Source organism: Actinoplanes sp. NPDC051633 (assembly GCF_040681735.1).
In the GTDB taxonomy this organism is placed as follows: Bacteria; Actinomycetota; Actinomycetes; order Mycobacteriales; family Micromonosporaceae; genus Actinoplanes.
Map to the genome: position 1 here is coordinate 1 of NZ_JBFAZH010000358.1, position 6,660 is coordinate 6,660.

The 6,660-nt window shown below is 72.3% G+C and carries 3 protein-coding genes and 2 pseudogenes; 1 reads left to right on the forward strand and 4 read right to left on the reverse strand.

The annotated features are described in order from the left end of the window. Positions 1 to 293 (reverse strand): annotated as a pseudogene (locus tag AB0M20_RS20415) (RpiR family transcriptional regulator); the annotation flags it as partial. Positions 294 to 467: 174 nt separating this feature from the next. Continuing rightward, the gene (murD, locus tag AB0M20_RS20420) at positions 468 to 1,847 is read right to left on the reverse strand and encodes a UDP-N-acetylmuramoyl-L-alanine--D-glutamate ligase (protein ID WP_364300300.1); all 1,380 of its coding nucleotides are present in this window, start codon (positions 1,845 to 1,847) and stop codon (positions 468 to 470) included. A 42-nt stretch (positions 1,848 to 1,889) separates the two neighbouring features. Here murD and AB0M20_RS20425 point away from each other — a divergent pair, with 42 nt between their 5' ends. Beyond that, the gene (locus AB0M20_RS20425; protein ID WP_364300303.1) at positions 1,890 to 3,209 is read left to right on the forward strand and encodes a hypothetical protein; all 1,320 of its coding nucleotides are present in this window, start codon (positions 1,890 to 1,892) and stop codon (positions 3,207 to 3,209) included. Here AB0M20_RS20425 and AB0M20_RS20430 read toward each other — a convergent pair. Next, on the reverse strand, positions 3,176 to 5,176 hold the full coding sequence (locus AB0M20_RS20430) for a prolyl oligopeptidase family serine peptidase (RefSeq protein WP_364300305.1): 2,001 nt from the start codon (positions 5,174 to 5,176) through the stop codon (positions 3,176 to 3,178). The two genes, AB0M20_RS20425 and AB0M20_RS20430, sit on opposite strands and share 34 nt — an antisense overlap. Beyond that, positions 5,176 to 6,660, reverse strand: a pseudogene (locus tag AB0M20_RS20435) (flavohemoprotein); the annotation flags it as partial. The gene AB0M20_RS20430 and the pseudogene AB0M20_RS20435, both read right to left, overlap by 1 nt.

The following is a 6,660-nucleotide window of genomic DNA, read 5'->3' on the forward strand; positions in this document are numbered from 1 at the left end:
GTCTCCGCGGCGATGCCCAGCCGCAGGTCGGCGTAGCCGTCGAAGCCGAGCGCGCGGCAGAAACGAGTGACCGTTGCTGGTGAGGTGCCGCTGCGCTCGGCCAGCTCGACGATGGTCGCCCGGGACGCGGCGGCCGGGTCGGCGAGAACCTGCTCGGCGACCCTCTGCAGGGCGCCGGTGAACTCCGGGAGAAGGGTCCGGATCCGGACCAGGACGCCGCCCATCTCGTGATCGCGCGCGGGGGTGTCGACGACCGCGGTCGCTGCGGCGCCGTCAACCACTGGCTCGACCATGAGACCGCCCTTCAGGAAGGAGTGTTAACTGTCGCGGTAAAAGTTCTTACTAAACAACCCTTCTTGTCAAGAAGATGGGTGAAGTTTTCAAACCGTGACCTTCGTCAATCCCGAAGGAAGGCAGGCAGAAGCCGCCGGAATGTCCGGCTCGGGAACCGCGTCAGGAAGGGCGGATCAGACGGCGCTGTCGGCGATGGCCTGCGCGAACGCCTCGGAACGGTGCTCGAAGTTGCGGTAGCGGCCGTAGCTCGGCGCGGCCGGCGAGAGCAGCACGACGCCGCCCTCCGGGGTGAGCTTGCGGGCCAGCCGGACCGCCGCCGGCAGATCCTCGGCCTCCTCGGTGCGCACCGCGGGCAGCCCGGCCAGCTCGGCCACGATCCGCGCCCCGCTGTCCGGGATGCCGATCACGGTCAGCTCCTTGTCGGCCAGGTGCTCGCGCAGCACGCCGTAGTCCAGCCCGCGGTCCGTTCCGCCGACCAGCACGGTCAGGGCGCGACCCTGATAGGCGTCGATGGCGTGCATGGCCGAATACGGACTGGTCGACAGGGTGTCGTCGACGAAGGTGATCCCGGACGGGTCCTCGATCTCCGACAGCCGGTGCGGCAGCCCCTCGAACGACCGCACCGCCTCGCGGATCCCGGGCAGCCGCACGTCGACGCCCATCCCGTCGAGCACGGCCAGCGCCACGCAGAGGTTGCGCCCGTTGTGCACGCCCCGCAGCCGCAGGTCGGCACGCGGGAACAGCACCTCGTCACTGCACCAGACCTGGCCGTCCGCCTCGACCCGGAAGCGGGAGTCGTCCGCGCCGGCCGGCACCGGGGCGAAGCCGGACACGTCGGTGACCGGGCCCCGATCGCCGTGGCCCCGATCGCCGTGGTTCAGCTCTGTCATCAGCCGCTTGTCGGCGCCGTTGACCACGATCAGATCCGGACCGTGCGCCAGGATGTTGAGCTTGTCGCGGTAGTACTCGCGCTCGCCGCCATGCGCGTCCAGGTGCTCCGGGAACAGCGAGGTGACCACCGCCACCCGCGGCGAGTCGGCCAGGTCGCTGCACTGGTAGCTGGACAGCTCCAGCACGTACAGCTCGGCCGGGGGCAGGTCGAGCAGCGGCACGCCGATGTTGCCGCCGAAGACGTTGGGCCGCCCGGCCGCCGCGAGCAGGTGGCTGATCAGGCTGGAGGTGGTGCTCTTGCCCTTGCTGCCGGTCACCCCGACGGTCCGCGAGGCGTGCTCGGCCATCCAGAGCGCGCTGCCACCGGTGACGGTCACGCCGCGCAAGCGCAGCTCGGCCATCCACGGATGCGTCTGCGGCACACCGGGCGAACGCACCACGACATCGGCCGCCACCAGCGCCCCGAACGCGTGGCCACCGCCGGCCAGCGGCGCCAGCGCGGCCAGCTCGCCCTCCCACGGGATCGACAGGAAGTTCGCGCTGTCGTCGACCGCGAGCAGGCGGGACGGCCCGTGCGGCGCGATCGCCGTCACGGCGGCGCGGCCCTCCCGGCCGGTGCCCCAGACCGCGACGGACCGACCGCGAAGTTCAGCGAGACGCATCGGATTAGTATTGCCTGCCGGTGCGACGACGGGAGTATCTGGGTGGCGACTGAGTACACGGCTCTGCTGTGCACGGCACGGTCCTTCGACCCGGCCACCGGCGTCGCCACGCTGGGCTACCGCCTGGACGGGCCGGCGCTGCAAGAATTCACCGAGACGATCACGTTCCCGGTTGCCGGCGGAACGCCGCCGGCCGCCTTCGAGCGCGTGCTGGAGCTGCTGCACGTGGTGGCCGGGGTCAGCTACTACAAGGTCGGCGCACCGCCGCGGGTGGTCTCGCCCTACCCGCTCGGCCCGGCCGCGCGGGCCTTCGTGACCGCCGTCTACACCCACGGCCTGGCCGAGTACGCCTACCGCAACAACCTCCCGCACGTGCTGGACCTGCAGGTGGAGGCGCCGGCCGGTGATCCGGGGCCGATCGAGCCACTGGACAACGCCGGCCGGCCGCCGCTGTCCGCGGTCGGCGGCGGCAAGGACTCGATCGTCACGCTCGAGATCCTCCGCGAGGCGGGCTTCGGCCCGGTGCCGTTCTCGGTGAACCCCAACCCGGTGATCGAGAGCGTCAACGAGGCGTCCGGGCTGCCCGCGCTCGCCGCCCGCCGCAAACTCGACCCGCGCCTCTTCGAGCTCAACAAGGCGGGCGCGCTCAACGGCCACATCCCGGTGACCGCGATCAACTCACTGATCTCGGTCGGCGCCGCCACCTGGCACGGCCTCGGCCCGGTGGTGATGTCCAACGAACGCTCGGCGAGCGATCCCAACCTGATCTGGAACGGACACGCCGTCAATCACCAGTGGTCCAAGGGAGAGACCGCCGAGCGGCTGCTGCGGGCCGCGGTGCACGAGCACGCGGGGATCACCGAGCCCTACTTCTCACTGCTGCGGCCGCTGTCGGAGCTGCGCATCGCCCAGCTCTTCGCGCAGCACGACCGCTACGACGACACGGTCACGAGCTGCAACCAGGCCTTCAAGCTGCACGACCCGACCGTGCGCTGGTGCGGGCACTGCCCGAAGTGCCGCTTCGTCTTCCTCGCGATGGCGCCGTTCATGCCGCGCGAGCGCCTCGTGCGCATCTTCGGCAAGGACCTGTTCGCCGACACCGACCAGGTGCCGGGCTACCTGGAGATCCTCGGGGTGGACGCGCACAAGCCCTTCGAGTGCGTGGGTGAGGTCGAGGAGTCGGTGGTCGCGCTGCGGATGATGGCCGAGCAGGACCAGTGGCGGGACGCGCCGGTGCTGACCGCGCTGCTCGCCGCGGTGCCGGCGGACGCGCGGGCCAGCCGGGAGAACGTGCTGGCCCCGAGCGGCCCGTCGTTCGCGCCGCCGCGTTACGCCAAGGCGTTGGGCGACGCGCTCAAGTAGGTCGCGAGGAACGTCAACTCGTCGGCGGCCAGGTCGACGTCGCGGGTCACCGACCGGCTCGAGTGACCCACGCCGATCTCCCGCCGCAGCAGGATCGGCGCGGGCCCGGCCGTCGCGGCCTGCAGCAGCGCGCACATCTTGCGGGCGTGCATGGTGTCCACCCGGGTGTCGCCCTCGAAGACCGTGAAGAGCACCGCCGGGTACGCGGTCCCCCGCTTCACGTGGTGATATGGCGAATAGGCCCGCAGCCAGGTGTACTCGACCGGGTCCTCGACCGTGCCGTACTCCCCGCTCCAGTACTCCCCCAGCCCGAACTTCTCGTAGCGCAGCATGTCCAGCAAGGGCGCCGAGCACACCGCCGCCGCCCACTTCTCCGGGTGCCGGGTGATCGCCGCGCCGACCAGCAGCCCGCCGTTCGAGCCGCCCAGGATGCCGAGCTTCTCCCGGGTCGTCACGCCGTGCTCGACCAGCCAGTCGGAGGCCGCCGCGAAGTCGTCGAAGACGTTCTGCTTGTGCTCGCGCATGCCCGCGCGGTGCCACTGCTCGCCCTCTTCGCTGCCGCCGCGCAGGCCGGCGATCGCGTACACGCCGCCGCGCGCGACCCACGACTGGATGGTCCCCGAATAGCCCGGCGTGATGGAGATGTTGAACCCGCCGTAGCCGTAGAGGATGGTGGGCCTGGGGCCCTCGCCCGGTGGCTCGATCAGGAACATCCGGACGGTCGTGCCGTCGTAGGACCGGTAGGTGACCTGGCGCGTGCGGACGTCGGTGGCCGGTGCGCCGGGCGGCTTGGCGTAGGTCTCGATCTCGCCGGTGGCGGCGTCCGCGCGGAGCACGTACCCCGGGGTGGTGAAGTCCGACCAGCTCAGCCACACCTCGCTGCCGGAGCTTCGCCGGGTGAGCTCGTCCACCGTGCCGAGGCCCGGCAGGGCGAGGCGGCGCAGCTCGCGGCCCGAATCGAGATCGTGCACCGCGACCTCGCTCACCGCGTGCCGCGCGCGGACCGTCACCAGCAGCCCGGCGTCGGCCGGACTCGAGCCGCGCAGGATGGCGACGTCGTTCAGCACCGCCTCCGGATCCTCCGGCACCACCTCCTGCCGCTCGCCGTCCACCCAGCGGCAGAGCCGCCATCGGGGCGCGTCCAGGTTGGTGAGCAGGAAGAGCTCGGAGCGGGCGTCGAAGGCCGGGTACGTGAGCGCGTCCTCGCCCAGGCTCACCGGCGTGAACATGCCGTCGCCCGGCACCGCCAGCCAGACGTCGTTGCGCGCATCCGTTCCCCGGGCCGCGGTGATCGCCATCCGGTTGCCGTCGTCCGACGTGGACACTCCGAGATACGTCGCCCGGGGCAGTCCGTCGCCGAAGACGAGCTCGTCGGAATCCGGCTCGGCGCCGAGCTCGTGGCGGTAGATCCGCTGCTCCAGCGAGCCCTCGGAGAGGAAGCGGTTGTAGTAGAAGACCCGGCCGCCGGGCAGCCAGGCGATGGAGGGATGACGGGTACGCGTGATCGGCCCGTCCACCACCTCCCCGGTGCGCACGTCCAGCACCCGGATCGAGGCCCACTCGGTGCCGTCCTCGCTCAGCGCGTACGCGAGCAGATCGCCCTCCTTCGACGGCGACCAGGCGTCCAGGGTGGTCTTCCCGCTCGGATCGATCGCGACCGGGTCGACCAGCACCCGCTCCTCGCCGGACGGCTCGGTGACCAGCAGCACGGCGTGGTCCTGGTCGGGGTCGCGCCGCGTGGAGAAGCCACGGTCGCCCCGCCAGTAGGGCGCGCCGACCGACCCGACCCGGAAGAACCCGTCGAGCGTGGCCGCCCACTGATCACGATCGGGCCAGCCGGTGCGCGCCGCCGCGAACATCGCGTCCTGCTCACCGCACCACGCGACGGTCTCGGGATCCTCGGCGTCCTCGAGCCGGCGATACGGGTCGGGAATGGACTCACCGTGGATCACGTCGACCGTCGTCATCAAACCGCCTCGCTGCCGGCGCCCGGTCCGTCGGACGGCGCGGAGATCTCGGATGCCTCGGGAACAGCATCATGATGAATACGGTCCGGGGCGACGCCGAGCGCTTGCAGGGCGGCGCGGGTCTCGATGAGCATCAGCGGCGGTCCGGCCAGGAAGACCTCGGCCTCGGACCACTCGCCGTAGGCCGCGATCGCGTCGGTCACCAGGCCGGAGGCGTACTGCCCGGCCTCGCCGACGGACACCACCGGCACCACGGTCGCGCGGTGGCAGGCCCGGGCGATCGACGCGATCTCCTCGATGTCGTAGAGCTCGTCGAGGTCGCGGACGCCCCAGAACAGCACCGCGGACCGACGATCGCCGGTGGCGGCCATCTCGGTGAGCATCGCCTTCAGCGGGGCGACGCCGGTGTCACCGGCCACCATCAGCAGATCCCGGGACCCACCGGGCAGGCCCATCGAACCCTCGGCCCGGCCGAACCGCACCCGGTCGCCCGGCCGGGTCCGGTAGACCAGCGTGCCGGACACCCCGGCCTCGGTCTTCGCGCGGACGTGCAGCTCCACGACGGTGTCCCGGCGCGGGGCGCCGCTCAGCGAGTACGGCCGCCACACGCCGGGCAGGCCCGCCACCTCGATCCGGGCGTACTGGCCCGGGCGGAACGGCATCGGCAGGTACGGCCGGAAACGCACCACGGCCAGGTCGGGCCGGCGCAGCTCGTGCGACACCACCTCGGCCAGCCAGCTGACCGGCTCGTACCGGGCCACCTCGGCGCCGTGCGTCATCCACTCGTGGACGTGCTGCCAGATGCTGCGCCACGCCTGGTCGAAGTCCTGCCGCCAGCCGTTCGCGGCCATCCCGGCGCGCATCGCCTCGGCCAGGGCGGCGCCGATCAGCGTGAGCTGTTGCGGCTGCACACCGCACTCGGCCAGCGCGCCGCCGAGCTGCACGCAGCCGGCCACCAGCGCGGGCGGGTTGTCGAGGTTGTGCACCAGCCAGGTGAGCGCCCGGGCGAGCTGCTCGCGCTGCGACTGCGGGCCGCCGGGCAGCGCGGTGATCAGCTCCGGCCGCGCGAGCATCAGCGCGGCGCGCAGGCGGAGTGCGACCTCGTCGGAGCCGCCGGCGAGCGAGAGGCTGTTGGACAGCAGGCGCTGGACTTCGCGCAGCGCCGCGTCGTCCGCGGGGTTCATGCCGTCGGCCGGGGTGGTCGGTGGGGTCGCGCCGGCCTTGGGTACGCCGGGCAGCGGCATGTGGTGCGGGACCGGCGTGACGGGCTCGGGGTACTGCCCGGGCACCGGCCGGCCGACCGCGGAGAGTCCGGGCACCGGGTCGATGGAGACGGGGCCGGTCGAGATGGAGCCGCCCTGGTACGGGGTCGGTCCGTGCACCGGGCGGATGCCCGACGCGGTCCACGGAACCTCCGGCTCGCCAGCGTCCTCCCGCGGGACGAGGGCGCCGGCGGCGGTGCCGCCGGGGATCTCGTGCGGCAC